Genomic DNA, 25228 nt, shown 5'->3' with positions numbered 1-25228 from the left:
TCAGTCCTCGCGGCTGGGCGGCACATTGACGCCCATCGACTTCAGATAGGTCTTCACGTTGCGGGCGGCCTGGCGGATGCGCTGCTCGTTCTCGACCAGGGCGATGCGGACGAAGCCCTCGCCGTTCTCGCCATAGCCGACGCCTGCCGCGACCGCGACCTTGGCGTGGGTCAGCAGCTGTTTGGAGAACTCAAGGCTGCCCATATGCGCCAGGGCCGGCGGCAAGGGCGCCCAGGCGAACATGGAGGCGGCGGGCTTGGGGATGTCCCAGCCCGCGCGGCCGAAGCTCTCGACCAGGACGTCGCGGCGACGATAATAGAGCTGGCGGTTCTTCTCGACGATGTCCTGCGGTCCGTTCAGCGCCGCGCAGGCCGCCGCCTGGATGGGGGTGAAGGCGCCGTAGTCGAGATAGGACTTCACCCGCGTCATGGCCGCGATCAACTTCTTGTTGCCGACCGCGAACCCCATGCGCCAGCCGGCCATGCTGTAGGTCTTGGACAGGGAGGTGAACTCGATGGCGACGTCCTTGGCGCCCGGCACCTGAAGGATCGAGACCGTCGGCTTGCCGTCGTAGTACAGCTCCGAATAGGCCAGGTCGCTGATGATCCACAGGTCGTTCGCCTTGGCGAAGGCCACGACGCGTTCGTAGAAGGCCAGGTCCACCGTCTCGGCCGTCGGGTTGGACGGATAGTTCATCACCAGGATCTTTGGCCGGGGCACGGTGAAGGCCATGGCCCGTTCCAGCGCCTCGAAATACTTTTCGTCCGGCGTCGTCGGCACGCTGCGGATCGTGGCGCCGGCGATGATGAAGCCGAAGGTGTGGATCGGATAGGACGGATTGGGCGCCAGCACCACGTCGCCCGGCTCGGCGATGGCCGTGGCCAGGCTGGCCAGGCCCTCCTTGGAGCCCATGGTGACGATGACCTCGGTTTCGGGGTCCAGATCGACGCCGAAGCGGCGGCCGTAATAGTTGGCCTGGGCGCGGCGCAGGCCGGGGATGCCCTTGGATTGGGAATAGCCGTGAGCGTCGGGCTTGCGCGCCACCTCGATCAGCTTGTCGATCACATGCTGGGGCGGCGGCAGGTCGGGATTGCCCATCCCCAGGTCGATCACATCCTCGCCCGCCGCACGGGCCGCCGCACGCATCGCATTGGTCTCGGCGATGACATAGGGCGGCAACCGCTTCATGCGGTAGAATTCTTCGGACATGACAGGCTCGTCGTTCGGGTCTGAGGCCGGGATGGCCCTGCCTAGCGATTAGCGCGCCTAGGGCCGCGCGCAACAGGAATAAAGGTCGTTTTCACCCGCTAAGCCGCCGAAATCGCGACGACGCGCAAGAAACAGGTCCTGTCCGCGCCTCAGTAGCTGAGGCGCATCCCCACGCTGAGCGTACGCGGCGGGCCGTAGCCTTCGACGCCGGTTCCGGTTTCCGACACCTCGACCTCGGCGTCGAACAGGTTGTCGGCGGCGATCCACAGCGCGGCGCGCGGGTCCAGCATCCATTCGGCGCGTGCGTCCAGCGTCACGGCGGCGTCCAGCACCCGGCTGTTCAGGTCGTCGTCGAACCGGGCGGACTCATAGCGGGCGGCCAGCGCCAAGGTCAGGCGGTCGGAGGCGCGCCAGTCCGCCCCGGCCGTGGCGCTCCACTCCGGCGCCTGGGCGGGACGCAGTCCGGTCAGCTGAGCGGCGGCCGATCCGCCGTCGATTTCGGCGTCGGTCCAAGACACGGCGGCGTTCAGCGACACGGCCGACGACAGGTCCACGGCACCGTTCAGCTCCACGCCCCAGGCGTCGATGGTTCCCGCGTTCTGGCGCTGGCGCAGCACGCCGCCCGCCGGCACGAACCCGGCGCGCGGGAAGGTCGCGGGGCCTGCCCCGAGGGTCACATTGACGATGGCGTCCTCGATCTGGTTCCAGAACACCGTCCCGCCCCAGCGCACGCCGTTGCGATCATAGGCCAGGCCGGTTTCCACGCCCTTCAGCGTTTCCGGCTCCAGGGCGGCGTTGGCCTCGGTGATGTCGTTGCCGACGCGGAACGGGCGGTGCAGCTCGTTCAACGTCGCGGGGCGGAAGCCGGAATAGGCCGCGACGCGGGCCGCATAGCCGCCGCCCAGATCCCGCCGCACGGCCAGACGCGCGCTGACCACCTCGCCCGAACGGTCGGGGTCGGTCTCGTCCAGCAAGGGCGCGCCGTCCGCCAGATTGTATTCGTAGCGGAAGCCCGCCGTATTCTCCCAGTGATCCCAGCGCAGGCCGCCGGCGACCAGCCAGTCGCCGCCCGTCCACGAGCTGTCGACATAGGCGCCGGCCACCGACGTCTCGCCGCCGGCCCGACGGCCCTTGGTGAAGCCCACGCCGGTGGGATTGCTGAACAGTTCGTTGGTCTCGCCCTCGTTGAAGCGGGCGTCGGCGCCCAGCTCCCACTCCAGCTGTCCGCCCGCGACGTCCGCCGCACGACGACGCAGGGCCGCGTTCAGGCCCCAGCCGGTCGCGGGGGTCTTGTACTGGTCGTTGGCGGGGGTGGTGGTCGCCCGGTCGGCCGACACCGAGGCCGAACTGTTGGCCAGGTCGCTGTCGATCCGCCAGGCCTGCAAGCGCCAGCCATAGCCGTTCGCCGTCGGCGCCTGGGCTGCCGTGGCGCTGAGGCTGTGGCCGCTGGCGTTGGCGCGCGTTCCAGCCAACCCGGACCCGCGATCCTCCTCCCAGGTCGCCGCCCGGACCGACAGGTTGGCCTGGCCCAGCGCCCCATCGACCCGCAAGGCCGCGCTGCGGCTGTCCAGATCCAGCGGCGTATCCGCCGCGCCCGCCGCCGATCCTCGCACGGGCACATAGCCGTCGCTGGTCTCTCGCAGGGCGCTCAGCGTCACCGCCAGCGGCCCCAGACGGGTCGAGCCGGATCCCGCCACGCGCACGCCGCCGCGTTCGGCGAAGGTGGCGTCCAGCACTCCGCCCTTATCGCGCTCTCGCAGGGTGATCGTGCCGGTCAGGGCGCCGGCGCCATACGGCCCGGACCCCGCGCCACGGATGACGTCCAGGCTTTCCAGCGATTCCGGGCTGGCCTGGGACCAGATGACCCAGCCCCCGAACGGATCGTTCAGCGGCACGCCGTCCAGCAGCACCAGCGTCCGGCCGGCGCCCGACGGCGCGATGGCGCGCAGCGATATGCCCTGGGTCGTCGGATTGGCGGCGGCGCTGTTCGTGCGTCGAAACAGGGAGACCGCGGGCACGGACTGCAAGGCCTCGTCCAACCGCGCGGACCGCGACAGGATTTCCTGATCGATCCGCACCACCGAGAAGGCGGCGTCCGCCGCCGCCGGCGGCAGGCGCGCGGCGGTGACGACGATTTCAGGCAGGCTGGCAGGGGCGACGACGGGGGGAGGAACGTCCTGGATCATGCCGCAGTCACTAACCGCTGGCGCCCTCCCGTGAAAGCGTCGATGCCGCCGCACGCCGGCGCCCGCTCGCGCATTTGCGCATTTCCAAACAAGACACGGCGTGTTGGTCTGGCAAGGTGGCCCGAACATAACAGGAGCGGAAGATGTCGATGACCGTCGCGGATCTGCTGGCCAAGACCCTGTCCTCGGCGGGCGTGCGCCGAATATGGGGCGTCACGGGCGACAGCCTGAACGGGCTGAACGACAGCCTGAGACGGTTCGGCGACATCCAGTGGATGCATGTCCGCCACGAGGAAACCGCCGCCTTCGCCGCCGGGGCCGAGGCGGCGATCACCGGTGAGCTGGCCGTCTGCGCCGGCAGTTGCGGGCCAGGAAACCTGCATCTGATCAACGGCCTGTTCGACTGTCATCGCAACCGGGTTCCGGTGCTGGCCATCGCCGCCCACATCCCCTCCTCCGAGATCGGTCTGGGCTATTTCCAGGAGACCCATCCGCAGGAGCTGTTCCGCGAATGCAGCGACTTCTGCGAGCTGGTGTCCAATCCGGCCCAGATGCCGGGCGTCCTGGCGCGCGCCCTGAACACCGCCGTCGGCAAGGGCGGGGTGGCGGTGATCGTCCTGCCCGGCGACGTGGCCCTGGCCCAGGCGCCCGACGGCGCCTCGCCCGACTGGAGCCCGCCCGGCAAGCCGCGCATCAGCCCGGCGCCGGCCGATGTGGCGCGCACGGCAGAACTGCTGAACGGCGCCGACAAGGTCACCATCCTGGCCGGCAGCGGCTGCGCCGGCGCGCACGATCAGGTCCTGGCCCTGGCCGAGGCGCTTCAGGCCCCGGTGGTCCACGCCCTGCGCGGCAAGGAGCATGTCGAGTGGGACAATCCCTATGACGTGGGCATGACCGGCCTGATCGGCTTCTCGTCCGGCTATCACGCCATGATGAACTGCGACGCCCTGGTGATGCTGGGCACCGACTTCCCCTATCGCAACTTCTATCCGTCGGACGCGAAGATCATCCAGATCGACCATGATCCGTCCAGCCTGGGCAAGCGCACCCATCTGGCCCAGGGCGTGGTCGGGGACGTGGCCGAAACCGTCGCCGCCCTGCTGCCGCAGCTGAAGCCTGAACGCTCGTCGCGCTTCCTCGACGCCGCGCGCAAACACTATGGCGAGGCGCGCAAAGGCCTGGATGACCTGGCGCGGCCGTCGGCGAAGGGTCGGCCCATCCATCCGCAGTATGTAGCCGAGGTCGTCAGCCGCCTGGCCTCCGACGACGCCATCTTCACCGCCGATGTCGGCACCCCGACCGTCTGGGCGGCGCGCTATCTGAAGATGAACGGTCGGCGGCGGCTGCTGGGGTCGTTCAACCACGGCTCCATGGCCAATGCGATGCTCCAAGGCATCGGCGCCCAGGCCGCCGCGCCGGATCGTCAGGTGATCTCCCTGTCGGGCGACGGCGGTTTCACCATGATGATGGGCGATTTCATCAGCCTGACGCAGTTGGGCCTGCCGCTGAAGGTGGTGGTGTTCAACAACGGTTCGCTCGGCTTCGTCGCCATGGAGATGAAGGCGGCCGGCTTCCTGGACACCGGCACCGACCTTCAGAACCCCGACTTCGCCGCCATGGCCACGGCCATGGGGATCAAGGCCTTCCGGGTCGAGGAGTCCGACCAGCTAGAGGACGCCTTGGCCCAGGCCCTGGCCCACCCCGGCCCCGCCCTGGTGGATGTGGTCACCGCCAGCCAGGAACTGGTCATCCCGCCCAAGATCAAGCTGGAACAGGCCAAGGGCTTCAGCCTGTTCATGCTCAAGGCCATCATGAACGGTCGCGGCGACGAGGTGCTGGAACTGGCCCGCACCAACCTCTGAAGTCCGGACAGCAGAACGCCGCCCCGCATCGCTGCCGGGCGGCGTCTTCACGTCAGGTCGATCAGGACTGGATGAAGGCCAGCAGGTCTGCGTTCAGCACGTCGGCATGGGTCGTCAGCATGCCGTGGGGATAGCCGGCGTAGGTCTTCAGCGTCCCATTCTTCAGCAGAGCGGCCGACAGGGGACCGGCGTCGGCGTAGGGGACGATCTGGTCGTCGTCGCCGTGCATGACCAGGGTCGGAACCTGAATGGCCTTCAGGTCGTCGGTGAAGTCGGTTTCCGAGAAGGCCTTGATGCCGTCGTAGTGCGCCTTGGCGCCGCCCATCATGCCCTGACGCCACCAGTTGTCGACCACCGCTGGCATCTGCGTCGCGCCCGGACGGTTGAAGCCGTAGAAGGGTCCGCCCGCGACGGCGCGATAGAATTCGGCCCGGTTGGCGGCGAGATTGGCGCGGAACCCGTCGAACACTTCGATCGGCAGACCGCCGGGGTTGGCGGCCGTCTTCAGCATGATGGGGGGCACGGCGCTGACCAGAACGGCCTTGGCCACCCGGTCGGCGTGACGAGCGACATAGTGGGCGACCTCGCCGCCGCCGGTCGAGTGGCCGATGTGGACGGCGTTGCGCAGGTTCAGATGGGTGGTCACGGCCGCGACGTCGGCGGCGTAGTGGTCCATGTCGTGACCGTCCGACAGCTGGCTGGACCGGCCGTGACCCCGGCGGTCATGGGCGATGACGCGGAAACCCTTGAGGACGAAATACATCATCTGGGCGTCCCAGTCGTCCGAGCTGAGCGGCCAGCCGTGGTGGAAGACGATGGGCTGGGCGTCCCTGGGGCCCCAGTCCTTGTAGAAGATTTCAACGCCGTCCGAGGTGGTGACGTAGGCCATGGTGTCGTCTCCTGATGTGGATGTCGGGGCCGCCGAGGCGCGCGCCGAAGCGATTGAAGGAATGAGAGAGGAAAGTCCGAGCGCCGCGCCGCCGGCCAGAAGGCCGCGACGAGACGCCTGGGTGAAGTCGGATACGAACGCTGTCATTGGCACAGACTCCAGCAGGTCCCGCGGTGCGGCCGCGGCCGTAATCGACGCTGACAGACTGGCCGGCGCGCACAGGCCGGTCTTGGATCATACCACTCCGCTTGGACGATCGCGCGACAGATAAGCAAAGCCTTGAGCAGCCATGGCAAGGCCGTTCAGGCCGCCATGCGGCTGTCACGACGCCACTAGAAAGGAAGGTCGCGAGCATTTCGGTCATCAGGGCCTCCAGGGCTTTGTCCTGCACCCAAACTGACCGACAGCGCCCCTGGCCGCCATCGCACGATCGTCGGCGGGCCACCGACTTGTTCCTGTCCGACTAACCTTTGGTATGGGGTTGGCGCCGCGCGGGTTTTGTACAAGCGTGGAAAGCTGGCCTGGGCCATGATGGGGTCTCCGCCGCCCTCGGGAAGGATCGCCATGTCATCCGCCGACCTCGTCTTCACGGAAGATCCCTACGCCCGCACCGCCCAGGTCTATCCCCGACTGAGCGAAGAGATGATGGCGCGCATCCGCCAATACGGCGAGGAGGAGGCCGTCGCCGCAGGCCAGGTCCTGTTCCGCCGCGGCGACCGCCGGGCCGACTTCTTCGTCGTGGTCGAGGGCGAGATCGCCATCGTCCGTCAGGACGACAAGGGCGCCGAGGAGATCCTGGTCACCCATCAGAGCCGTCAGTTCACCGGCGAACTGGACCAGGTGTCGGAACGCGCGCTGCTGGTCGAGGGGCGGTCAACGACAGACGGTCGCGTGATCCGCGTCCATCACAACGACGTTGCGCGCCTGATGTCGTCCGAGCCCGACATCGGCGAACTGGTCATGCGCGCCTTCATCCTGCGACGAATGGGGTTCCTGTATCATGGTCAGGCGGGGGTGGTTCTGGTCGGCGATCCCAACGACGGCGACACCCAGCGGCTGGAGCGGTTCATCATCCGCAACGCCTATCCGCTGCGCACCGTGGACCCCAAGGCGGACCCGGCGGCCGCCAATCTGATGGAGGTCTTTGCGGTCGGCGAAGACGATCTGCCGGTCGTGATCTCGCCAGACCGCTCGGTGCTGTCCAATCCCAGCCTGCCGGATCTAGCCGATCATCTGGGCCTGACCGAACGGTTCGACCCGTCCGAGGTCTGGGACGTGGTGGTGGTCGGCGCCGGTCCCGCCGGTCTGGCGGCGGCGACCTATGCGGCGTCCGAAGGGCTGAAGACGGCCGTGATCGAGGCCCTGGCCCCCGGCGGCCAAGCCGGCACCAGTTCAAAGATCGAGAACTACCTGGGCTTTCCCACCGGCATATCGGGCCAGGCCCTGGCGGGGCGCGCCCTGGTTCAGGCGCAGAAGTTCGGGACGCGCATGGCCATCTCCCGCGCCGCCGTGGCGCTGGACTGCGCCGCCCGCCCGTTCACGATCCGGCTGGAGGACGATCAGGTCGTCCAGGCCCGCGCCGTGGTGGTGGCCAGCGGCGCCCGCTATCGCAAGCTGGACGTTCCCGACTACGACCGGTTCGAGGGGCACGGCATCCATTATGCGGCCACGGCGATGGAGGCGAAGCTGTGCAGCGGGCTGGATGTGGTGGTCGTGGGCGGCGGCAACTCGGCCGGCCAGGCCGCCATGTATCTGTCCCAGCACGTCGGCCATGTGCATCTGCTGGTGCGCGGATCAGGGCTGGCGGCGACCATGTCGGACTATCTGGTCCAGCGCATCCACCGCTCGCCCCGCATCACCCTCTACCCCCACAGCGAGGTGACCCGGCTGGACGGCGACCGCCTGCTGTCCGCCGTCGCCTGGACCGACCGCCGGACGGGCGATGTCACCGAGGTTCCCGCCCACGCCCTGTTCGTCATGATCGGCGCCCGGCCCAACACCGACTGGGTCAAGGACTGCCTGCCGCTGGACGAAAGCGGCTTCGTCATCACCGGCGCGCCGTCCGAACAGGCGCCGGGCGCATCACCCTACGAGACCGATCGCGCCGGCATCTACGCCGTCGGCGACGTTCGGTCGGGATCGGTCAAGCGCGTAGCGGCGGGCGTCGGCGAAGGCTCGGTGGTGGTTCAGGCCATCCACGCCTATCTGGCCGCCCTCGAAGAGGATTGAGCCGGAAGACGCCACCCCGCAGAGAGGCGGCCGTTTCCGAGCTTGTCCCTTTCCGCAGCAAACCGCAGGGAGATTGGTGCGGGCGGCCGGGCTTGAACCGGCAAGGACTTTCGTCCGGCAGATTTTAAGTCTGCTGCGTCTACCAGTTTCGCCACGCCCGCGGAGCCGGTCCGGCTCTATAGCCAGAACGGGCGGGCGGGGCCAAGCGGTCTCAGGGCGCGACGGTCGCGGCTGGCTTCATCGCGCGGAAATCCACGTCGGAATCGGCGATCAGCCACAGCAGGCCGGCCCAGGCGGCGACGTTCTGGTTCAGTTGCGCAGGGTCGATCTTGTCCAGGGTGTCGTTGGCGGTGTGGTGCAGGTCGAAATAGCGGGTTCCGTCCTGGGCCAGGCCGAAGAAGGGCACGCCCAGCGGGCCCATCGGGCCGACATCGACGCCGCCTTCGGTCTCGACCCGGTCCGAGGCCAGGACGCCGATCGGATAGAGGACACGCGTGGCGGCCTTCTGGAAGTCCGAACCTTGCGCGCCCGCAGGCAGGCGAAGCGCGTAGACGCGGTCGGCGCCGAAGTCGCTCTCGCCGGCGATGATGTGCTTGTCCAGCGCCGCACCCTGATTGCGGGCGTAGACGCCGCCGCCGTTGCCGGTCTCGGCGGTCGGCTGGGCCACTTCCTCGGAGCCGTAGAAGATCACCCGCAGGGTCCGGGCCGGGCGGCGGCCGCTGTCGGCGATGGCCTTGGCCGCCGCGACCGTGATGGCGCCGCCAGCCCCGTCGTCGATGGCGCCGGTGCCCAGGTCCCAGCTGTCCATGTGCGAGCCCAGCACGATGACCTCGTCCGGGCGGGTCGCGCCCGGCAGGTCGCCGATCACGTTCTGGCTGTGGGTCTGATAGGTGCGGGCGGTGGAGGTCAGGCGCATCCGCACCGGCTGGCCCAGGGCGACCAGGCGGCTGACCTGATCGGCGTCGGGTGCGGCCAGGGCGAAGGCGGGGATGGTCGGCTTGCCGTCCACGTAGCGGGTGGTGCCGGTGTGGGGCATCCGGTCTTCATCCGAACCGACCGAGCGCATGACGAAGGCCGCCGCCCCCTTGGCCGCCGCCGCGCCGGGGCCTGCGCCACGCACGCGGGTCTGGGGACCATAGCCCGAGCCGTCCTGCATGGGGTGCATCTGGCCCAGATCGACATAGACGATCTTGCCGCGCACGGCGGCGTCAGGCGCGGCCTGCAGGTCGTCGAACGAGGCGAACCGCACGATCTCCGCTTCGACGCCATTGCGCGGCGTGGCCGGCGAATGCCCCAAGGCTGCGGCGACCAGGGCCTGAGCGTTGTCGCCGACGATTGCGGCAGAGCTTTCGCCCCGCTCCCATCCGACCAGCGGGAACTGTTCGATACGGACGTTCTGGAAACCGTTGGCGCGCAGATAGTCGGCGGCCCAGGCGGCGGCGTCCTGCTCTGACCTGGAGCCGGCTGGGCGCGCGCCGAACCGGGTGGTCAGCTGAGTGACGTAGTCCATCGCGATGTTGGACCGCATCGCGGCGTCGCGCACGACGATGGCCTGTTCCACCGTCGCTGCATCCTGAGCCATGGCCGCTGGCGCGAAGGCGACAAGACCCAGGGCGACGGCGGTCGCGGTCAGCAGGCGGATGGACATGGACAGGCTCCGAACTCTGAGAAGAGCCGGACCCTAGAAAGAGTCAGTCGTTCTGGAAATAGGGTTCGACCGGACCCTGCAATTTGACCGTCAGGGCCTTGCCCTTGCGATCGACGCGGTTGCCCAGGGCCAGACGGACCCAGCCCTCGGAGACGCAGTATTCCTCGACGTTGGTCTTTTCCTCGCCCTTGAAGCGGATGCCCACGCCGCGTTGCAGCACGTCGGCGTCGTGGTGGGGGCTGGACGGATCGACCGAGAGGCGGTCGGGAGGCGTGTCGGACATGGCGTTGAACGGGCTCGGGTCTCGGGAAGGCGCGGTGATAGCCGCGCCCGGCGCCGATGCCAACCGAAACCCGCTACTGGACCGTCTGGCGCGGCTGGGCGTTGGCGCCGCCGGACGGCTGATAGGGTTGGGGACCGGCGGCAGGCGTCGAGGCCGGCGTCGCGGCGGCGCGGCGAGCAGGGGTCGCAGCCGGGCGGGCGGCCGGACGCGGACGAGCCGCAGCGGGCCGGGGCGTCGGGCGGGCGGCGGGCGGCGCTGCAGCAGGCGTCGGCTGAGCGGCAGGGGTCGCGGCGGGCGCGGCGGCCGGGGTGGCTGCGGGGGGCGTCGCCGCCTCGGCGGCGGCGGCGCGGGCGGCCATCTGCTGGGCCTGGAAGCGGGCGGCCAGCTTCTCGGTCAGTTCCTTGGCCTGGGCCGGCGTCATCTGGGCCATGATGGCGGCTAGGGTGCGCGGACGCATGGCGGCGGCGACCGGCAGACGCACCCGGTCCTCCAGCGTCGCCATGACGGGCGCGGCCTCCTTGGGCCGCATGGCGGAATAGACCTGGACCAGGCGGTCGATCTCGGCCTTCTCGCGCTCGTCCACCTGACCGAGCATCTGCTTCATCTCGGCCTTCAGCGCGGCCAGGGCCTGGATCTTGGCCTCCAGCTTCTGTTCGGCGGCCACCATCAACGGCAGGGTGGTGGCGAAGTCCTGGTCGCGCGCGTCCAGCGCCTCGCGGCGTTGCGACAGCGACTGGATGATCTTCAGCTCGGCGGGAGAGATGCCCGCCTGCTGGGCCAGTTGCTCGGGCGAAAGGGCCGAGCAGGTTCCCGGCAAGGCGGCCTTGGCCGGCGCGCCGGCGGCGGCGGGCGCGGCCTCCTCGGCCCAGGCCTTGGCGCCGTCGAACAGGCCCGGCGCGACGCCCACGGCGCGCACGGCGATCACCCCGCCGATGGCGACGGCGATCAGGGGCAGAAGGCGGGGTATGCGAGCCATGAAATGCGGTTCCGAACTCAGGCGGCGAACAGGTCGTCGTCGAGATTACGACGCGCGGCGTTGAGGCTTTGTTTGGCGGAATGGTTAGCGGACCGTCCGGCGGTCAGCGCCTGGACGATGGCGGCGACGTTGTCGCGGCCCGCAGGGGCGGCCGCCGCGCGGCGGCTGGTGGAGGGACCGGCGAGGCCCTGGATGCGTTCGGCCAGGGCCGCCATGCGCTCGGCGCGTTCCTCGTCTTCCGTCGCCTCCACGGCCGGCTGCGGCGCGCGACGGATCGGTTCGACGGCGGCTTCGGCGACACGCGGCGCCGTCGGCGTGGCGGACATCGCCGGGGCGCGGGCGATCAGCACCTCCAGCTGCGCCTTGACCTCGCGCGCCTTGATGATGCGGTCGTGCAGCAGGTCGGTTTCCTGGCCGGACGCGCGCAGGGTCGCCAGCGCGTTTTCCGCGCGGCCCGCCGCGCCGTTCAGCTCGGACACCGCTTGGGCGAAGGCGAGTTGGCCGGCGCGCAGGGCGGCCAGCTTGCGTTCCAGCTTCACCCCATAGCCGATCGCTGCGACCAGCAGCAGCATCAGCACCCCGTCCATGATCATTCCGGCCATCAGACTTTGACTCCCAGGCGGGCGGCGGCTTCGGGATTGACCGGCCCTTCGACGCGTATGGCGATGTGCTGACCCTTGCGACCCATGCGGCCGGTGGTCAGGGGGATGGAGCCGGCGCGGATCGAAACCTCCGAATCCGGCGTGGCGTTCAGCATCAGGGTGTCGCCGACCTTCAGGTCGAGCACGCTGGACAGGGGCATCATCTGCTCGTCCAGGACGGCGCGGACCTCGGTCTCGGTGGTCCAGAGCTCGGTGGCCAAGTGGCCTTCCCAGATGTTGTCGCGGCCGAACTTCTCGCCCATGAACTGCTGCAGCAGCATCTTGCGGATCGGCTCCAGCGTCGCATAGGGCAGCAGCAGCTCGATCCGGCCGCCGCGATCCTCCATGTCGATGCGCAGCTTGATCAGGATGGCGGCGTTGGCGGGACGCGCGATGGCGGCGAAGCGGGGATTGGTCTCCAGCCGGTCCAGGTTGAAGTGGACGGGCGTCAGGGGCTCGAACGCCTGGCGGGCGTCGTTCAGCACGACCTCGACCATCCGCTGCACCAGAACACGCTCGATGGTGGTGTAGGGCCGGCCTTCGATCCGCAGCGCCGCCGTGCCGCGACGTCCGCCCAACAGCACGTCCACGATCGAATAGATCAGGTTGGAATCGACCGTCAGCAGGCCGTAGTTGTCCAGCTCTTCGGCGCGGAAGACCGCGAGGATAGCCGGCAACGGGATGGAGTTCAGATAGTCGCCGAACCGGATCGAGGAGATGTTGTCCAGCGACACCTCGACGTTGTCGGAGGTGAAGTTGCGCAAGGACGTCGTCATCAACCGCACCAGCCGGTCGAACACGATCTCCAGCATCGGCAGGCGCTCGTAGCTGACGAGCGCGGAGTTGATGATGGCGCGTATGCCGGACTTTTCGGAACCGTCGTCGTCGCCCAGGTCGAAGCCCAGCAGGCTGTCGATCTCGTCCTGGTTCAGAACGCGTTCGGACAGGGCGTCGCCCGCGTCGCCTCCTAAACCGCCGAACGGATCGAGCTGGGCCGCATCGGTCATGGCCTAGTTCACCAGCATTTCTTCGATCAGCACGGCGTCGATCTTGCCCGGCGCGGCGATCAGATTGACGCGACGCAGGATTTCGGCGCGCAGCTGATAGGTGCCGGCCGAACCGCTCAGGTCCTCGGGGCGCAGTTCGCGCACAAAGCCGGTGAACATGTCCTGCAGGCGCGGCATCTCTTCCTGCAGATGGGTCGCCACCTCGGCGTCGTGCATCTCCAGCGTCAGCTTCAGCTTCAGGAAGGTCGGCCGGCCGTCGGGGGACTGAATGTTCATGACCATGTCCGGCAGGGTGTAGAAGGTGACGCCGTCAGGCCCCTCGGAGATGACGCCCAGCGACGGATCGGCCGCCTCGCCCTCTGCGCCGCCGTGACCGCCGCCTTCCTTCTTCTCTTCCTTGCCGTGACCGCCCTTGGCCTCGGCCTTTTCCTCGCCGTGGCCGGCCTCGGCTTCAGCGCCGTGCGCCTCGGCGGGCTTGGGCTTCAGCATGAAGAAAGCGGCCGCCCCGCCGCCGCCCAGCACGAGCAAGGCGACCGGCGCGATGATGAACAGCAGCGGCAGCTTCTTTTTCTTGGGCGCGCCCTCGACGCCCTCGCCGTCCTGAACGGCAGGCAGAGCGGCGTCGGCGTTCGCCTCGCCCTTCTTCTTGCCAAACTTCAACATGCGCGCGCCCCGGAGAATCCCTCACAAGAAGGATCGACCGGGTTTGGTTAACGTGACGTTTACAAACGGCAGATTTTGCCGGGTTCTCCCATGTCCACAGGCGCTCAAACCCGCATTCCGCCTGAATTAACCCTGTTGGCACGGTCGTTGCGAGGTGGTTTGGCGAAGGAGCACGCCTCTCGTGGAAAACGCCGCCTATATTGGACTGTCACGCCAGATGACGCTGCGCCGCGAGCTGGACATCGTGGCCAACAACGTCGCCAATGCGAACACGACCGGCTTCAAGGTCGAACAGCTGATGGTCGGCGCCCAGGTCGGCCAGCGCGCCCGCAACGACGCCATCCGCCCCTCGGCCAGCTTCGTGCTGGACAACGGCGTCGGCCGCGACTTCGGTCAGGGCTCGATGCAGCAGACCGGCCGCAGCCTGGACTTCGCCATCGCCGGCGAAGGCGCCTTCTTCACGGTCCGCGACGGCGCGAACGGCGAGGCCTACACCCGCGACGGCGCCTTCACCATGGACCCGGAAGGCCGGCTGACGACCAAACAGGGTCAGGCGGTTCTGGGCGGCGGCGCGGAGATCGTGCTGGACCCCAACCTCGGCGCGCCCAGCGTCGGCGGCGACGGCACCATCACCCAGGACGGCCAGATCACGGGCCGTCTGTCGGTCGTGCGGTTCGAGACCCTGGGCGTACTCGAAAAGGGCGGGGACAGCCTGTATCGCAACGCGTCGAACGCCCAGCCGATCGAGGCCATGGACGCCCAGATCCACCAGGGATCGCTGGAGTCCTCGAACGTCAATCCGTTGATGGAAATCACCAATCTCGTCGAGATCAGCCGCGCTTACGAAAGCATCACGCGGATGATCGAAAACACCAATGACCTTAGCCGTCGCGCCGTCGAGCGCCTCGGCAAGGCCGCTTAAAGGAGGGCCGGACCATGCGCGCTCTGAGAACCGCAGCTTCGGGCATGTCCGCCCAGCAGCTGAACGTGGAGGTCATCTCCAACAACATCGCCAACATGAACACGGTGGGCTTCAAGAAGCAGCGCGCCGAGTTCCAGGACCTGCTTTACCAGAACGTCGAACGCATGGGGGCCCAGTCCTCGGCCGCCGGCACCGTGGTTCCGACGGGCATCCAGATCGGCGCGGGCGTGAAGGCCGGCGCGGTCTATCGCGTCACCGAACAGGGCACGCCCCAGGCGACCGGCAACCCCTACGACATGGCCATCGACGGCAAGGGCTATTTCCAGATCACCCTGTCCTCGGGCGAGATCGGCTACACCCGCGCCGGCAACCTTCAGGTCAGCCCGGAAGGCCAGATCGTCACCGACGACGGCTATCTGCTGGAACCCGCCATCACCGTTCCGCAGGACACGACCAAGATCTCGATCTCCAAGACCGGCCTGGTCCAGGTGACCCAGGACGGCCAGACGGACCCGACCACCGTCGGCCAGATCGAACTGGCCAACTTCTTCAACGAAGCCGGCCTGGAAGCCATCGGCGACAACCTACTGCTGGAGACGGCCGCCTCGGGCCCGGCGATCGTCGGCACGCCGGGCGACATCGGCTTCGGCCAGATCCTTCAGGCCTATACCGAGGCCTCGAACGTGGACGCCGTGTCCGAGATCAGCTCGCTGATCGTGGCCCAGCGCGCCTATGAGATGAACTCCAAGGTCATCAGCACGGCCGACGAAATGCTGTCGGTCGCCGCCCAGGTTAAGAGCTGACATCATGACCGCCATCCGCCGCACCACGCTTCTCGTCACCGCAATCTGCGCCCTGGCCGGCCCCGCCCTGGCCAATCCCGTCGTCCTGCGCGCCAACCCCGTCGACGACGACGGCCGCGTCACCCTGGGCGACCTGTTCGAAGGCGCCGGCGCTGCATCCGGGGTCGTCGTGGCCGAGCGGTTCGGTCCGTCCGTGGTGCTGGAGGCCGGCCAGCTTCAGGCGCAGGCGCGTCAGGCCGGCCTGGTCTGGAGCAACCCCAACGGTCTGCGTCGCGTCGCCGTGCGCCGCTCCACCGGACCGGTCCCGACCGCATCCGACACCCCGCAGACCGCTGCGGCCCAGTCCGCCCAACCGGTCGCCCGCGCCGCCTACCGTCCGGGCGCCGCCCCGCAGGTCATCGCCCGCAACGACATGGTGCGCGTCACCTACCAGGTCGGCGGCGTGAACCTGGCCGTGATGGGCAAGGCCATGCGCAACGCCGGGCTGGGCGAGCCCGTCGCGGTCATGAACACCACCTCCAACCGCGTTATCGACGCGGTCGCCTCCGGCCCTGGCCAGGCCATCGCCGGCCCCAGCGCCGACGCCGCCCGCGCCAATCCCCAACAGTTCGCCGCCCGATAGGGAAACCTCGTCATGCGCAAGACCGTCCTGATCCTCGCCGCCCTAACGACCATGGCCCCGCTGGCCGCCTGTTCGACCGTCGCAGAGACGGTGCGCGGCCCCGAACTGGCCCCGATCGGCTATCCCGCCGCCCTGGTGCCGGTGCAGCAGGCCTATATGGCCGCGCCCTCAACCGCGCCGGCCAGCGCCAACAGCCTGTGGCGCACCGGCGCCCGCACCTTCTTCGGCGATCAGCGCGCCCGCCACATCGGCGACATCCTGACGGTCAAGATCGACATCGACGACCGCGCCCAGACACAGAACTCGACCCAGCGCTCGCGGTCGAACGACATTTCGGGCGGCGTCTCCAACCTGTTCGGCCTGGAAAGCAGCCTGGGCCGCATCCTGCCCGGCGGGTACGATCCGGCGAACATGATCGGAATGGAGGGCCAATCGAACGCCGCCGGGTCCGGCTCGGTCACCCGGGCCGAGAAGGTCTCGCTGACCATCGCCGCCGTCGTCACCGACGTGCTCGCCAACGGAAACCTGGTGATCCAGGGTCGGCAGGAAGTGCGCACCAACCGCGAGGTCCGCGAATTGACCGTCGCCGGCATCGTGCGGCCCGAGGACATCTCGTCCGCCAACGCCATCAACCACACCCAGATCGCCGAGGCCCGCATCTCCTACGGCGGACGGGGCGACATCAGCCGCGTCCAGGCCACGCCTGCGGCCCAGAGCCTGGTGGAACGGTTCAGCCCGTTCTGATGCGACGGCCGAGCTTGCGGTGAACCGATAACGGATAACCGCGTTCAGCTTCTTCACGGCAATGTGGGGAGGCTGCGGCTGTCTGGTCTATTGTGGTTGCAGCCCGGCTTGCCGACATTGATGGCGACGCGACGATGCGCGTCGTCGGCTGGGGCTGACGCATGAACCTGATCCTTTACGCCGCTCTGGCGCTCGCGTTTCAGAGCGCGCCTGCGGGCGGCTGGACCTGGAGCCTGTACGAGGGCGACGGCCCGTTGGTGCTGGCCAACGACATTCCCGACACCGCCAACCTGCGCACCACCCTGCAATGCCAGCCGGGATCGGGCGCCGTTAGGGTTGCGGTCTATGGCGAGAACCCCACGGCCGGCTTCGCCCGCATCGCTGCTGGCGGGGCTAGCGCCACAAGCGAGGCCCGCGTCGGACGCGGCGGCAAGCTGGAGACGGCCATACCCGTCGATCACCCCGCCTTTTCCGCCTTTGTCGCGGACGGGCGCATGACCATCGCCGTTGGCGATGACGCCAATACGATCACCGTCGAACGTCCCCACCTGGCCAAGCTTCGCCGCTTCGCCGACCTCTGCGCCGGATAACAAGGTCGCCCATGCGTTTGACACGACTGTTCGCCCCCATGATCGCGCTCTCTGCCCTCGCCGCCTGTGCGACCAACGCCCCTGTCCCGACCGCGACCGACGTTGCAGCGACGACGGCGCCGGCGGCCATCCCCGGCTACGACTGGTTCATGAACCGCGAGGACCAGACCGTCATCCTGGCCTATGGCGTGGCCAACAGCGACGAGGTCAAACTGCACCTGCTCTGTCAGGCAGGCTCGGGCGCGTTGGAGCTGACCGCGACCCGCGAAAAGCCCGCCCGCGAGATCCATCTGGAATCCGGCGGCGACACCGAACGCTATGCCGCGTCTTCCGAACCGGCGGGCGTGCATGACGGCGAACTGCTGAGCGCCCGCGCGACCACGAAAGACCCGGTGTTCCAGCGCTTCCGTCGCCTGGGCTGGATCGCGTCCTGGTCGGGCGATCAGCGCCAGATCTACGCCGCCCACCCCGGCGCCAAGGCCGGGATCGAGCAGTTCTTCGCCGCCTGCGGTTGACGCGACACCCCCGCTCCGCTTGCCTGTGCTGTTCAACAGGAGGGGCGTGATGAAGTTTTCCCATATGGCCGTCGCGGCCTTGCTGGCCAGCGCATCGCCGCTGGTCGCCCTCGCGCAAACGCCGCCTGCTGCGGTGGCGCCCGCGCCGGCGGACGCCGCCTTGGACGCCCTGATCGTCGATTACGAGACCTATCTGAAGTCGATCGACCCCTTCACCGCCGCCAGCGAGGGCGACGTCGAGGCGATGGGCCGCGTTCCCGACCTGTCACGGGCGTTCGAACTGGCCCAGCGCGCGCCGTTGGAGGCCTTTGTCGCCCGGCTCAAGGCCATCGACCCGGCAAGTCTTTCCCACGCCGGCGGCATCAACCACGCCTTTCTGCTCTACACCCTGAACCGCAGTCTGGAAGGGCTGGACTACGACACCTCGCGCCTGGCGTTCGACAGCGAGGGCGGCCCCGGAACCTGGGCGCTCTATATCGGCGGCGGGACGCGGCTGAACTCGGTCCCGGAGGCCGAGGCCTATATCCGTCGCATCCGGGGCTTCGGCGACATCTACGCCCAGACCACCGCGAACGCCCGGCGGGGTCTGGAAACCGGCATGGTCCAGGCCCGCTCGGTGACCGAGAGCGCGCTCGCGCTGGCGCGAAACGACGTGGCGATCACCCCGGACGCCGAGCCGCTGTTGAAGCCTCTGTCCACCCTGCCTTCGACGGCGCCCCAGGCCGAGCAGGACCGCCTGAAGGCCGAGGCTGCGTCAGCGGTGGCGGCGACCATCGCGCCCGCGCGTCAGGCTTGGCTGAGTTTCCTCGAGACCGAATATCTGCCCAAGGCCCCGGTCGAACCGGGTCTGGGAAATCGCCCCGGCGGCAAGGACATGTACGCCTATCTGGTGCGCGGCCACACCACCACCGACCTGACGCCAGACCAGATCCACCAGATCGGCCTGTCCGAGGTGGCCCGCATCCGCGCCCGGATGGATGTGGAGATGAAGGCCGCGGGCTGGACCGGCGACTTCGCCGGCTTCCTGAACTTCCTGCGCACCGATCCCCAGTTCTACGCCCCCACGCGCGAGGCCCTGATCGAGAAGGCGTCGGAGATGGCGAAACGTGCCGACGGCGGCCTGCCCGCCCTGTTCGCCACCCTGCCTCGCCTGCCCTACGACGTGCAGCCGGTTCCGCCGCAGATCGAGGAAAACTACACCACCGGCCGCTACAACGGCGGCTCAATGCAGAACGGCGTCGCCGGCCACTACATCGTCAACACGTCGAAGCTCAACCAGCGCCCGCTGTACGAACTGCCCGCCCTGACCCTGCACGAGGCCGTGCCTGGCCACCACATCCAGATCGCCTTGCAGCAAGAAGCCGAGGGCCAGCCCTATTTCCGTCGCCAGGCCAATGTCAGCGCCTTCACCGAGGGCTGGGGCCTGTACGCCGAATATCTGGGCGAGGAGATGGGCTTCTATCGCACGCCCTACGAGCGGTTCGGCCGCCTGTCCTACGAGATGTGGCGCGCCTGTCGCTTGGTGGCCGACACCGGCCTGCACTGGATGGGCTGGTCCGAGGAACAGGCTCGCGCCTGTTTCCGCGACAACTCCGCCCTGGCGCCCCACAACATCGAGACCGAGCTTCAGCGCTATATCGGCTGGCCCGGGCAGGCCACGGCCTACAAGCTCGGCGAGATCCGCCTGCGGGAAATCCGGGCGCGGGCCGAGCGCGAACTGGGGCCGAAGTTCAACGTGCGGACCTTCCACGACGCGCTGCTGGTCGAAGGCCCGCTGCCGCTGGCGCTGCTGGACCAGCGGATGGATGCATGGATCGCGGAGCAGAAATAGACATCACCTCCCCGACGGCGAAGGCCGGCGGGGAGGACAGGCGATCGCGTCAGCGAGCGCCAGGAGGGGGCGACTTGGTGTCAGACGCTGCCATGGTCACCACAACTGTTAGAGTCGCCCCCTCCTGGTCGCTTCGCGACCTGTCCTCCCCATTCGCCTTCGCGAACGGGGAGGTGAGCTCTTACGCCCACCCCGGAACCGGCAAGCCCTTCGACTGCAGGAATTCCGGATTGAACAGCTTGGACGCATACCGCGAACCCGGATCGCACAGGCAGGTGACGATGGTCTTGCCCGGCCCGATCTCGCGCGCCAACCGCAAGGCCCCGGCGACATTGACCCCGGCCGATCCGCCCAGCGACAGGCCTTCGTGCTTCACCAGGTCGAACAGGAGCGGCAGGAACTCGGCGTCCTCGATCCGATAGGCGTGGTCCGGCTTGAACCCCTCCAGATTGCCGGTGATCCGCGCCACCCCGATCCCCTCGGTGATAGACGAGCCCTCGCCCGTCATCTCGCCCAAGGTGTACCAGTTGAACAGGGCCGCGCCGGCAGGATCGGCCAGGGCGATCTTCACCTCCGGCTTGCGCTCACGCAGATAGGCGGCGACGCCGGAGATGGTGCCGCCCGAGCCGACGGCCGAGACGAAGGCGTCGATCTTGCCGCCCGTCTGCTCCCAGATCTCCGGCGCTGTCGTCATATAATGGGCGTCGCGGTTGGCGGTGTTGTCGAACTGGTTGGCCCAGATGGCGCCCGCCTCTTCGCTCTCGTTCAGTTCAGACGCCAGACGCCCCGAATAATGGACGAAATGGTTGGGGCTGGAGAAGGGGGCGGCGTCCACCTCGACCAGGCGCGCGCCCAGCGAGCGGATAGCCGATTTCTTTTCTTCCGACTGGGTGCGGGGGATGACGATCACCACCGGATGGCCCAGGGCCGCGCCGACCAGGGCCAGGCCGATGCCGGTGTTGCCGGCCGTGCCCTCGACGATGGTCCCGCCCGGCTTCAGCGCGCCGGACGCCCGCGCGCCCTGGACGATCGACAGGGCGGCGCGGTCCTTGATCGAGCCGCCGGGGTTCATGAACTCGGCCTTGCCCAGGATTTCGCAGCCCGTCTCGTCAGACAGGCGGTTCAGGCGGACCAGCGGCGTATGGCCGATCAGGTCGATGACGGACGATGTGACGGACACGTTTCAGCTTTCAGGCGAGGTCGAACGGGAGAAGATCAGGCTGCGACCTGACGCCTGCCTAGGTGGATGCCGCACTCGACCTTGTCCATCCCCGACCAACGCCCGGCGCGCGTATCTTCGCCGTCCTGAACCGCCCGCGTGCACGGCCAGCAGCCGATGGAGCGATAGCCCTGCTCGACGAGCGGGTGGCGCGGCAGGTCGTTCTCGTCCAGCCAGGCCTCGACGTCGTCGGCGTCCCAGTTCGCCAGCGGATTGATCCGCAGAACCCCGTCCAGCACCTCGAACGGCTTCAGCTTGGCCCGCGTCGCGGCCTGATAGCGTTTGCGCCCGGTGATGACGGCGTTGAACCCTGCCGTCGCCCGCGCCAGAGGCCGCACCTTCCTCAGGTCGCAGCAAGCGTCGGCGTCGGTCCGCCACAGGTCGTCGCGGGCGTCCAGCCGCGCCTTCTCATCCGCATCCGGCGTCACGAGCCGAACGTCGCTCAGCCCCAGGGCCTTGGTCAGTTGGGTGCGATAGGACAGGGTCTGGAGGAAATGCTGGCCGGTCTCCAGGAAGACCACCGGCACGTCCTTGTTCTCGCTGGCGATGATGTCGAGCAAGGCGGCGGACTCGGCGCCGAAGGAGGAGATGGCGCCGACCCGCAGACCCAGCGCCGGGTCCAGCGCCGCCTTCACGATCCCGGATGCGTCCTTGCCCGCCGTCTCGCGATTCAGCCTGTCCGCCAGCGCGTCCAGATCGCGATCGTTCGACGCCGCACGGCGACGCTGCCAGATGGTCGGCGCGGGATCGACGGCGGGTTGATAGGAGGCGCTGAACGCCTGATCCATCCGGTCCCAGGCCGCCGTGTCCGTGCCCGCCGCCAACTCCACCGCGTCGAAACCCGAGCGGCGCAGATGCCGCGCCTGATCCGGCAAGACCTTGCCCGCCGCAATCAGCCGCCCGGCATAGCCCCGCTCGCGCAGCACCGCCGCCAGCGAGAAGCCGCGCCCGTCGCGGAAGGCTTCGAACTCCAGCACCAGGGTGTCTTCGTTGGCGGCGGCGGCCTCGACCTCCTCCAGCGGGGTCATCACCGACAGGCGCAGCCCGTTCTGAATGCTTTCAAGCCGTTGCATCGAGCGTCTCGTATATGGCGTCGCGGAAGGGGTCGGGTCCGACACGGCGGACCGTGTCGATGAACCGCTCGCCGTCGGCGCGGATTTCAAGATAGCGGTCCAGGGTCCGCTGGATCGCGGGCGCGACCTCGTCTGCCGGCAGGCTCTTGCCGACGATGTCGCCCAGGGCCGCCTGTTCGTCAGGCGAACCGCCGACGGTGATCTGGTAGTATTCCTCGCCCTTCCGATCGACGCCCAGCACGCCGATGTGGCCGACGTGGTGGTGGCCGCAGGCGTTGATACAGCCGCTCATATTGATCCGGACCGGCCCCAGCCTCTCCTGATAGTCCATATCGGCCAGCCGCTTCGACAGGGCCTGGGCGACGGGGATCGACCGGGCGTTGGCCAGGCTGCAATAGTCCAGCCCCGGGCAGGCGATGACATCCGTCGCCAGATCGGCGTTGGCCGTCGCCAAGCCCGCCTCGCGCAACGCCCGCCAGAGCGTCGGCACGTCGTCCAGCTTCACATGCGGCAAGACCAGGTTCTGCTCATAGGCGGCGCGCAGTTCGTCGAAGGCGTAACGTTCGGCCAGATCCGCAACCGCGTCCATCTGGTCGGCGGTAATGTCGCCCGGCACGCCCCCGACCGGCTTCAGCGACACCACCACCGAGGCATAGCCCGCCTGGCGGTGACGCCGCACATTATTGCGCGCGAACCGGGCGAAGTCCGGATCGGCCAGCAGGGCGCGGTCGAACGGGGCGCTGGCCTTAGGCAGGGCCTCGAAGGGCGGCGGGGCGAAATAGGCCTTGATCCGCTCGGCCTCTTCCTCAGGGATCCGCAGGTCTTCATGGCGCAGGGTGGCGTAGTGCTGGTCCACCTCCTCGCGGAAGGCCTCCAGCCCAACCGAGGCGACCAGGATCTTGATCCGCGCCTTATGGATATTGTCCCGTCGCCCCAGCAGGTTCCACGCCCTCAAGATGGCCGTCAGATAGGCCAGCAGATCGGCCGCGGGCACCGCCGGCGCGATTTCCTGCGCGATATGCGGCAGACGCCCCTGCCCGCCGCCGACGAAGACGCGGAAGGCGGTTCCGCCGTCCTCGCCTTTCACGATCTGCAGGCCGACATCGTGGGTGCGGATCGCCGCCCGGTCCTTCTCGGCGCCGATCACCGCGATCTTGAACTTGCGCGGCAGGAAGCTGAATTCCGGGTGGATCGTCGACCACTGGCGGATGATCTCGCACCAGGGGCGCGGATCCTCGATCTCGTCGTCGGCGGCGCCGGCGAAGACGTCGGTCGTGGTGTTGCGGATGCAGTTGCCCGAGGTCTGGATGGCGTGCATCTCGACCTCGGCGAGATCGCGCAGCATGGCCGGCAGGTCGGTCAGGGCGGGCCAGTTGTACTGAATGTTCGTGCGCGTGGTGAAGTGGCCGTAGCCCTTGTCATAGGTGCGCGCGATATTGGCCAGCCGGCGCATCTGGCGGCTGTTGAAGGTCCCATAGGGAATGGCGACCCGCAGCATATAGGCGTGCAGTTGCAGATAGACGCCGTTCATCAGCCGCAACGGCTTGAACTCGTCCTCGGTCAGGGCGCCGGACGCGCGGCGGGCGACCTGGTCGGAAAACTCCTCGACCCGTTCACGCACCAGGGCGTGGTCGAATTCGTCATAGCGGTACATCAGGCCACGCCTCCCGCGACGCTGTGGCCCACGGTCGGCCCGGCCGAACGGATGCGCTCCTTCAGCCGGTCACGGCCCGACGGCGTATGGCCCTCCACCTCGACGGCGTAGGGATTGACGAAGATATCGGGTCGTCCGGCGACTTCGGCCAGCACGATCTCGGCCGTGGCCTCGTCCAGCACCGAGGCCTGGTCGATGCCCTCGACGGGCTGGTTGTCCAGGCCCGCATAGATGACCCGGCCGTCCGACAGACGGTTTGCGGTGACGATCTTCACGCCGCGAACTCCGCTCGCACGTCCAGCTGGGCCGCCGAAAACGCCGCCGTCTCGCCGACGAACAACAGGGCCGGCCCCGTCAGATTGGCGCCGCGCACCAGGGCGCCCAGCCCGTCCAGTCGGCCGGTCAGAACCCGCTCGTCCGGTCGGCTTCCGTTCTCTACGATGGCGACGGGGGTCGAGCCCAGTCGCCCGGCGGCGATCAGCTTGTCCGCCGTCTCCTCGGCCCGGTCCGATCCCATGTAGATGGCCAGCGTGTGGTTCGGCCCGGCCAACCGCGTCCAGTCGGCATCGATCCCACCCGGCTTGGCCTGGGCCGTCACGAATGTCACCGCCTGGGCGTGCTCCCGGTGGGTCAGCGGGATCCCCGCCGACGCCGCGCAGGCCAGGGCCGCTGTCACGCCGGGCACCACGAAGACCGGCACGCCCGCCGCACGCATCGCCTCCAGCTCCTCGCCGCCGCGACCGAAGACGAAGGGATCGCCGCCCTTCAGCCGCACGACCCGGTGGCCGGCGCGCGCCTCCTCGATCATCAGGGCCTCGATCTGGTCCTGTGGCACCGAATGTTCGCCACGCGCCTTGCCGACATACAGCCGCTTGGCGTCGCGCCGCGCCCGCTCCAGCACGGCGTCCGGCACCAGACGGTCGTGGATTATGACGTCGGCGTCCTGCAACACGCGCAACGCCTTCAAGGTCAGCAGTTCGGGGTCGCCCGGGCCCGCCCCGACGATATGGACCACGCCCTGTTCCGGCGCGGCCGAATTCAGCAGACGCAGCATCTCGCGCCGCGCCTCGGCGGTGCGGCCCGCCGCCGCCAGATCGGCCGCCGGTCCCCGGAAGGCCTTTTCCCAGAACCGACGCCGGGCCATGAAGTCCGGCACATTGGTCTTGACCGTGTCGCGCAGCTCGCGCGCCAGCCGGGCCACATTGGCCAGACCGGCCGGCAGCACGCCCTCAATCCGCGAGCGCACGTCGCGCGCCAGTATGGGCGCCGAGCCGCCGGTGGCGACACCGATCACCACCTCGTCCCGGTCGATCAGGGCCGGAGTCTGAAAGTCGCTCAGATGGGGCTTGTCGACCACATTGACCTGGGCCCCCGCCGCCCGCGCCACGGCGCCCAACCGCGTCAGTTCCTGGGCGTCGTCCAGCGCCATGAAGACCAGGCGCGCACCTGCCAGGTCGCCAGCCTCTGGCGTGCGCAGCACCGGCTCCGGCGCCGTCAGAGGCGTCTCGATCTTTGGCGGCGAGCCGTCCGGTGCGAACCAGATCACCTCGGCCGGGGTGTTCAGGAACAGTCGCAGCTTCGCGAGGGCGGGCTCGCCGCCGCCGATGATCACGATCTTTGCGGCCTCCAGCGGGATGGAGGCGAGGAATACACGCATCGTCT

23 protein-coding genes and 1 tRNA gene are annotated in these 25228 nt (G+C 68.6%); 9 read left to right on the top strand and 15 right to left on the bottom strand.

Annotated elements, in window-relative coordinates; translation table 11 throughout:
* Together ACODSC_RS01870 and ACODSC_RS01865 are read right to left on the bottom strand one after the other, a co-directional pair.
* Nucleotides 1–1209, bottom strand: a complete 1209-nt coding sequence (locus ACODSC_RS01870; protein WP_488811282.1) for an LL-diaminopimelate aminotransferase — start codon at nt 1207–1209, stop codon at nt 1–3.
* Between the two features lie 149 nt (nt 1210–1358).
* On the bottom strand, nt 1359–3395 hold the full coding sequence (locus ACODSC_RS01865) for a TonB-dependent receptor (protein ID WP_488811280.1): 2037 nt from the start codon (nt 3393–3395) through the stop codon (nt 1359–1361).
* A gap of 143 nt (nt 3396–3538) precedes the next feature.
* On the opposite strand from ACODSC_RS01865, the gene poxB reads away from it, so the two are divergent.
* Nucleotides 3539–5257, top strand: a complete 1719-nt coding sequence (gene poxB / locus ACODSC_RS01860) for a ubiquinone-dependent pyruvate dehydrogenase (RefSeq protein WP_488811278.1) — start codon at nt 3539–3541, stop codon at nt 5255–5257.
* Between the two features lie 61 nt (nt 5258–5318).
* On the opposite strand, the gene ACODSC_RS01855 is transcribed toward poxB, so the two are convergent.
* Nucleotides 5319–6146: an alpha/beta fold hydrolase gene (locus ACODSC_RS01855; protein ID WP_488811276.1), complete on the bottom strand. Its 828-nt coding sequence runs from the start codon at nt 6144–6146 to the stop codon at nt 5319–5321.
* A gap of 564 nt (nt 6147–6710) precedes the next feature.
* On the opposite strand from ACODSC_RS01855, the gene ACODSC_RS01850 reads away from it, so the two are divergent.
* Entirely contained in the window at nt 6711–8375 is a 1665-nt protein-coding gene (locus tag ACODSC_RS01850) for an FAD-dependent oxidoreductase (protein WP_488811274.1), read from the top strand.
* A gap of 74 nt (nt 8376–8449) precedes the next feature.
* Here the strand turns inward: ACODSC_RS01850 and ACODSC_RS01845 are convergent.
* The 7 genes from ACODSC_RS01845 to ACODSC_RS01815 all read right to left on the bottom strand — a co-directional run bounded on the left by ACODSC_RS01845 (nt 8450) and on the right by ACODSC_RS01815 (nt 13593).
* Nucleotides 8450–8536: transfer RNA gene (locus ACODSC_RS01845), tRNA-Leu, on the bottom strand.
* A 50-nt stretch (nt 8537–8586) separates the two neighbouring features.
* Entirely contained in the window at nt 8587–10023 is a 1437-nt protein-coding gene (locus ACODSC_RS01840; protein ID WP_488811272.1) for a M20/M25/M40 family metallo-hydrolase, read from the bottom strand.
* A gap of 43 nt (nt 10024–10066) precedes the next feature.
* Nucleotides 10067–10306, bottom strand: a complete 240-nt coding sequence (locus ACODSC_RS01835; RefSeq protein ID WP_488811270.1) for a DUF3297 family protein — start codon at nt 10304–10306, stop codon at nt 10067–10069.
* A gap of 73 nt (nt 10307–10379) precedes the next feature.
* Entirely contained in the window at nt 10380–11282 is a 903-nt protein-coding gene (locus ACODSC_RS01830) for a MotE family protein (RefSeq protein WP_488811268.1), read from the bottom strand.
* 17 nt (nt 11283–11299) lie between these two features.
* Nucleotides 11300–11884, bottom strand: a complete 585-nt coding sequence (locus ACODSC_RS01825; protein WP_488811266.1) for a DUF6468 domain-containing protein — start codon at nt 11882–11884, stop codon at nt 11300–11302.
* A complete protein-coding gene (fliM, locus tag ACODSC_RS01820; protein WP_488811264.1) occupies nt 11884–12930 on the bottom strand; it encodes a flagellar motor switch protein FliM in 1047 nt (348 codons plus the stop codon). The genes ACODSC_RS01825 and fliM overlap by 1 nt, the downstream gene beginning before the upstream one ends.
* A 3-nt stretch (nt 12931–12933) precedes the next feature.
* Entirely contained in the window at nt 12934–13593 is a 660-nt protein-coding gene (locus ACODSC_RS01815) for a flagellar basal body-associated FliL family protein (RefSeq protein ID WP_488811262.1), read from the bottom strand.
* Between the two features lie 181 nt (nt 13594–13774).
* Here ACODSC_RS01815 and flgF point away from each other — a divergent pair, with 181 nt between their 5' ends.
* The 7 genes from flgF to ACODSC_RS01780 all read left to right on the top strand — a co-directional run bounded on the left by flgF (nt 13775) and on the right by ACODSC_RS01780 (nt 19620).
* Nucleotides 13775–14515: a flagellar basal-body rod protein FlgF gene (gene flgF / locus ACODSC_RS01810; protein WP_488811260.1), complete on the top strand. Its 741-nt coding sequence runs from the start codon at nt 13775–13777 to the stop codon at nt 14513–14515.
* A 14-nt stretch (nt 14516–14529) separates the two neighbouring features.
* Nucleotides 14530–15318: a flagellar basal-body rod protein FlgG gene (gene flgG / locus ACODSC_RS01805; protein WP_488811258.1), complete on the top strand. Its 789-nt coding sequence runs from the start codon at nt 14530–14532 to the stop codon at nt 15316–15318.
* 4 nt (nt 15319–15322) lie between these two features.
* Nucleotides 15323–15940, top strand: coding sequence for a flagella basal body P-ring formation protein FlgA (locus tag ACODSC_RS01800; RefSeq protein WP_488811256.1), 618 nt, complete (start codon nt 15323–15325; stop codon nt 15938–15940).
* Between the two features lie 12 nt (nt 15941–15952).
* On the top strand, nt 15953–16684 hold the full coding sequence (gene flgH, locus ACODSC_RS01795; RefSeq protein WP_488811254.1) for a flagellar basal body L-ring protein FlgH: 732 nt from the start codon (nt 15953–15955) through the stop codon (nt 16682–16684).
* A 161-nt stretch (nt 16685–16845) separates the two neighbouring features.
* Nucleotides 16846–17274, top strand: a complete 429-nt coding sequence (locus ACODSC_RS01790; protein WP_488811252.1) for a hypothetical protein — start codon at nt 16846–16848, stop codon at nt 17272–17274.
* A gap of 11 nt (nt 17275–17285) precedes the next feature.
* A complete protein-coding gene (locus ACODSC_RS01785; RefSeq protein WP_488811250.1) occupies nt 17286–17789 on the top strand; it encodes a hypothetical protein in 504 nt (167 codons plus the stop codon).
* A 49-nt stretch (nt 17790–17838) separates the two neighbouring features.
* Nucleotides 17839–19620, top strand: coding sequence for a DUF885 domain-containing protein (locus tag ACODSC_RS01780; RefSeq protein WP_488811248.1), 1782 nt, complete (start codon nt 17839–17841; stop codon nt 19618–19620).
* Between the two features lie 181 nt (nt 19621–19801).
* Here the strand turns inward: ACODSC_RS01780 and ACODSC_RS01775 are convergent, their stop codons facing one another.
* The 5 genes from ACODSC_RS01775 to cysG are packed head-to-tail and all read right to left on the bottom strand — an operon-like array spanning nt 19802 to nt 25223.
* Nucleotides 19802–20800: a cysteine synthase A gene (locus ACODSC_RS01775; protein ID WP_488811246.1), complete on the bottom strand. Its 999-nt coding sequence runs from the start codon at nt 20798–20800 to the stop codon at nt 19802–19804.
* A 35-nt stretch (nt 20801–20835) separates the two neighbouring features.
* Nucleotides 20836–21912 (bottom strand): phosphoadenylyl-sulfate reductase, encoded by a 1077-nt coding sequence (locus tag ACODSC_RS01770; protein ID WP_488811244.1) that lies wholly within the window; start codon nt 21910–21912, stop codon nt 20836–20838.
* Nucleotides 21899–23566, bottom strand: a complete 1668-nt coding sequence (locus ACODSC_RS01765) for a nitrite/sulfite reductase (protein ID WP_488811242.1) — start codon at nt 23564–23566, stop codon at nt 21899–21901. Before ACODSC_RS01765 ends, ACODSC_RS01770 begins: the two co-directional genes overlap by 14 nt.
* A complete protein-coding gene (locus ACODSC_RS01760) occupies nt 23566–23841 on the bottom strand; it encodes a DUF2849 domain-containing protein (protein WP_488811240.1) in 276 nt (91 codons plus the stop codon). The genes ACODSC_RS01765 and ACODSC_RS01760 overlap by 1 nt, the downstream gene beginning before the upstream one ends.
* Nucleotides 23838–25223, bottom strand: a complete 1386-nt coding sequence (cysG, locus tag ACODSC_RS01755) for a siroheme synthase CysG (protein WP_488811238.1) — start codon at nt 25221–25223, stop codon at nt 23838–23840. Before cysG ends, ACODSC_RS01760 begins: the two co-directional genes overlap by 4 nt.
* Nucleotides 25224–25228: the final 5 nt, after the last annotated feature.

It is taken from the genome of Brevundimonas sp. FG128, from assembly GCF_057809775.1.
The sequence above is the reverse complement of the archived record's forward strand: the minus strand, read 5'-3'. Positions and strand labels throughout refer to the sequence as shown.

Excerpts from the sequence above, each read along its gene's own strand:
- ACODSC_RS01815 (WP_488811262.1), bottom strand. The coding sequence starts at position 13,593 with ATGTTGAAGTTTGGCAAGAAGAAGGGCGAGGCGAACGCCGACGCCGCT.
- cysG (WP_488811238.1), bottom strand. The coding sequence starts at position 25,223 with ATGCGTGTATTCCTCGCCTCCATCCCGCTGGAGGCCGCAAAGATCGTG.
- ACODSC_RS01790 (WP_488811252.1), top strand. The coding sequence starts at position 16,846 with ATGAACCTGATCCTTTACGCCGCTCTGGCGCTCGCGTTTCAGAGCGCG.
- ACODSC_RS01770 (WP_488811244.1), bottom strand. The coding sequence starts at position 21,912 with ATGCAACGGCTTGAAAGCATTCAGAACGGGCTGCGCCTGTCGGTGATG.
- poxB (WP_488811278.1), top strand. The coding sequence starts at position 3,539 with ATGTCGATGACCGTCGCGGATCTGCTGGCCAAGACCCTGTCCTCGGCG.
- ACODSC_RS01830 (WP_488811268.1), bottom strand. The coding sequence starts at position 11,282 with ATGGCTCGCATACCCCGCCTTCTGCCCCTGATCGCCGTCGCCATCGGC.
- ACODSC_RS01800 (WP_488811256.1), top strand. The coding sequence starts at position 15,323 with ATGACCGCCATCCGCCGCACCACGCTTCTCGTCACCGCAATCTGCGCC.
- ACODSC_RS01865 (WP_488811280.1), bottom strand. The coding sequence starts at position 3,395 with ATGATCCAGGACGTTCCTCCCCCCGTCGTCGCCCCTGCCAGCCTGCCT.
- ACODSC_RS01850 (WP_488811274.1), top strand. The coding sequence starts at position 6,711 with ATGTCATCCGCCGACCTCGTCTTCACGGAAGATCCCTACGCCCGCACC.
- ACODSC_RS01765 (WP_488811242.1), bottom strand. The coding sequence starts at position 23,566 with ATGTACCGCTATGACGAATTCGACCACGCCCTGGTGCGTGAACGGGTC.
- ACODSC_RS01870 (WP_488811282.1), bottom strand. The coding sequence starts at position 1,209 with ATGTCCGAAGAATTCTACCGCATGAAGCGGTTGCCGCCCTATGTCATC.
- ACODSC_RS01825 (WP_488811266.1), bottom strand. The coding sequence starts at position 11,884 with ATGGCCGGAATGATCATGGACGGGGTGCTGATGCTGCTGCTGGTCGCA.
- flgH (WP_488811254.1), top strand. The coding sequence starts at position 15,953 with ATGCGCAAGACCGTCCTGATCCTCGCCGCCCTAACGACCATGGCCCCG.
- ACODSC_RS01785 (WP_488811250.1), top strand. The coding sequence starts at position 17,286 with ATGCGTTTGACACGACTGTTCGCCCCCATGATCGCGCTCTCTGCCCTC.
- fliM (WP_488811264.1), bottom strand. The coding sequence starts at position 12,930 with ATGACCGATGCGGCCCAGCTCGATCCGTTCGGCGGTTTAGGAGGCGAC.
- ACODSC_RS01855 (WP_488811276.1), bottom strand. The coding sequence starts at position 6,146 with ATGGCCTACGTCACCACCTCGGACGGCGTTGAAATCTTCTACAAGGAC.
- flgG (WP_488811258.1), top strand. The coding sequence starts at position 14,530 with ATGCGCGCTCTGAGAACCGCAGCTTCGGGCATGTCCGCCCAGCAGCTG.
- ACODSC_RS01780 (WP_488811248.1), top strand. The coding sequence starts at position 17,839 with ATGAAGTTTTCCCATATGGCCGTCGCGGCCTTGCTGGCCAGCGCATCG.
- ACODSC_RS01840 (WP_488811272.1), bottom strand. The coding sequence starts at position 10,023 with ATGTCCATCCGCCTGCTGACCGCGACCGCCGTCGCCCTGGGTCTTGTC.
- ACODSC_RS01835 (WP_488811270.1), bottom strand. The coding sequence starts at position 10,306 with ATGTCCGACACGCCTCCCGACCGCCTCTCGGTCGATCCGTCCAGCCCC.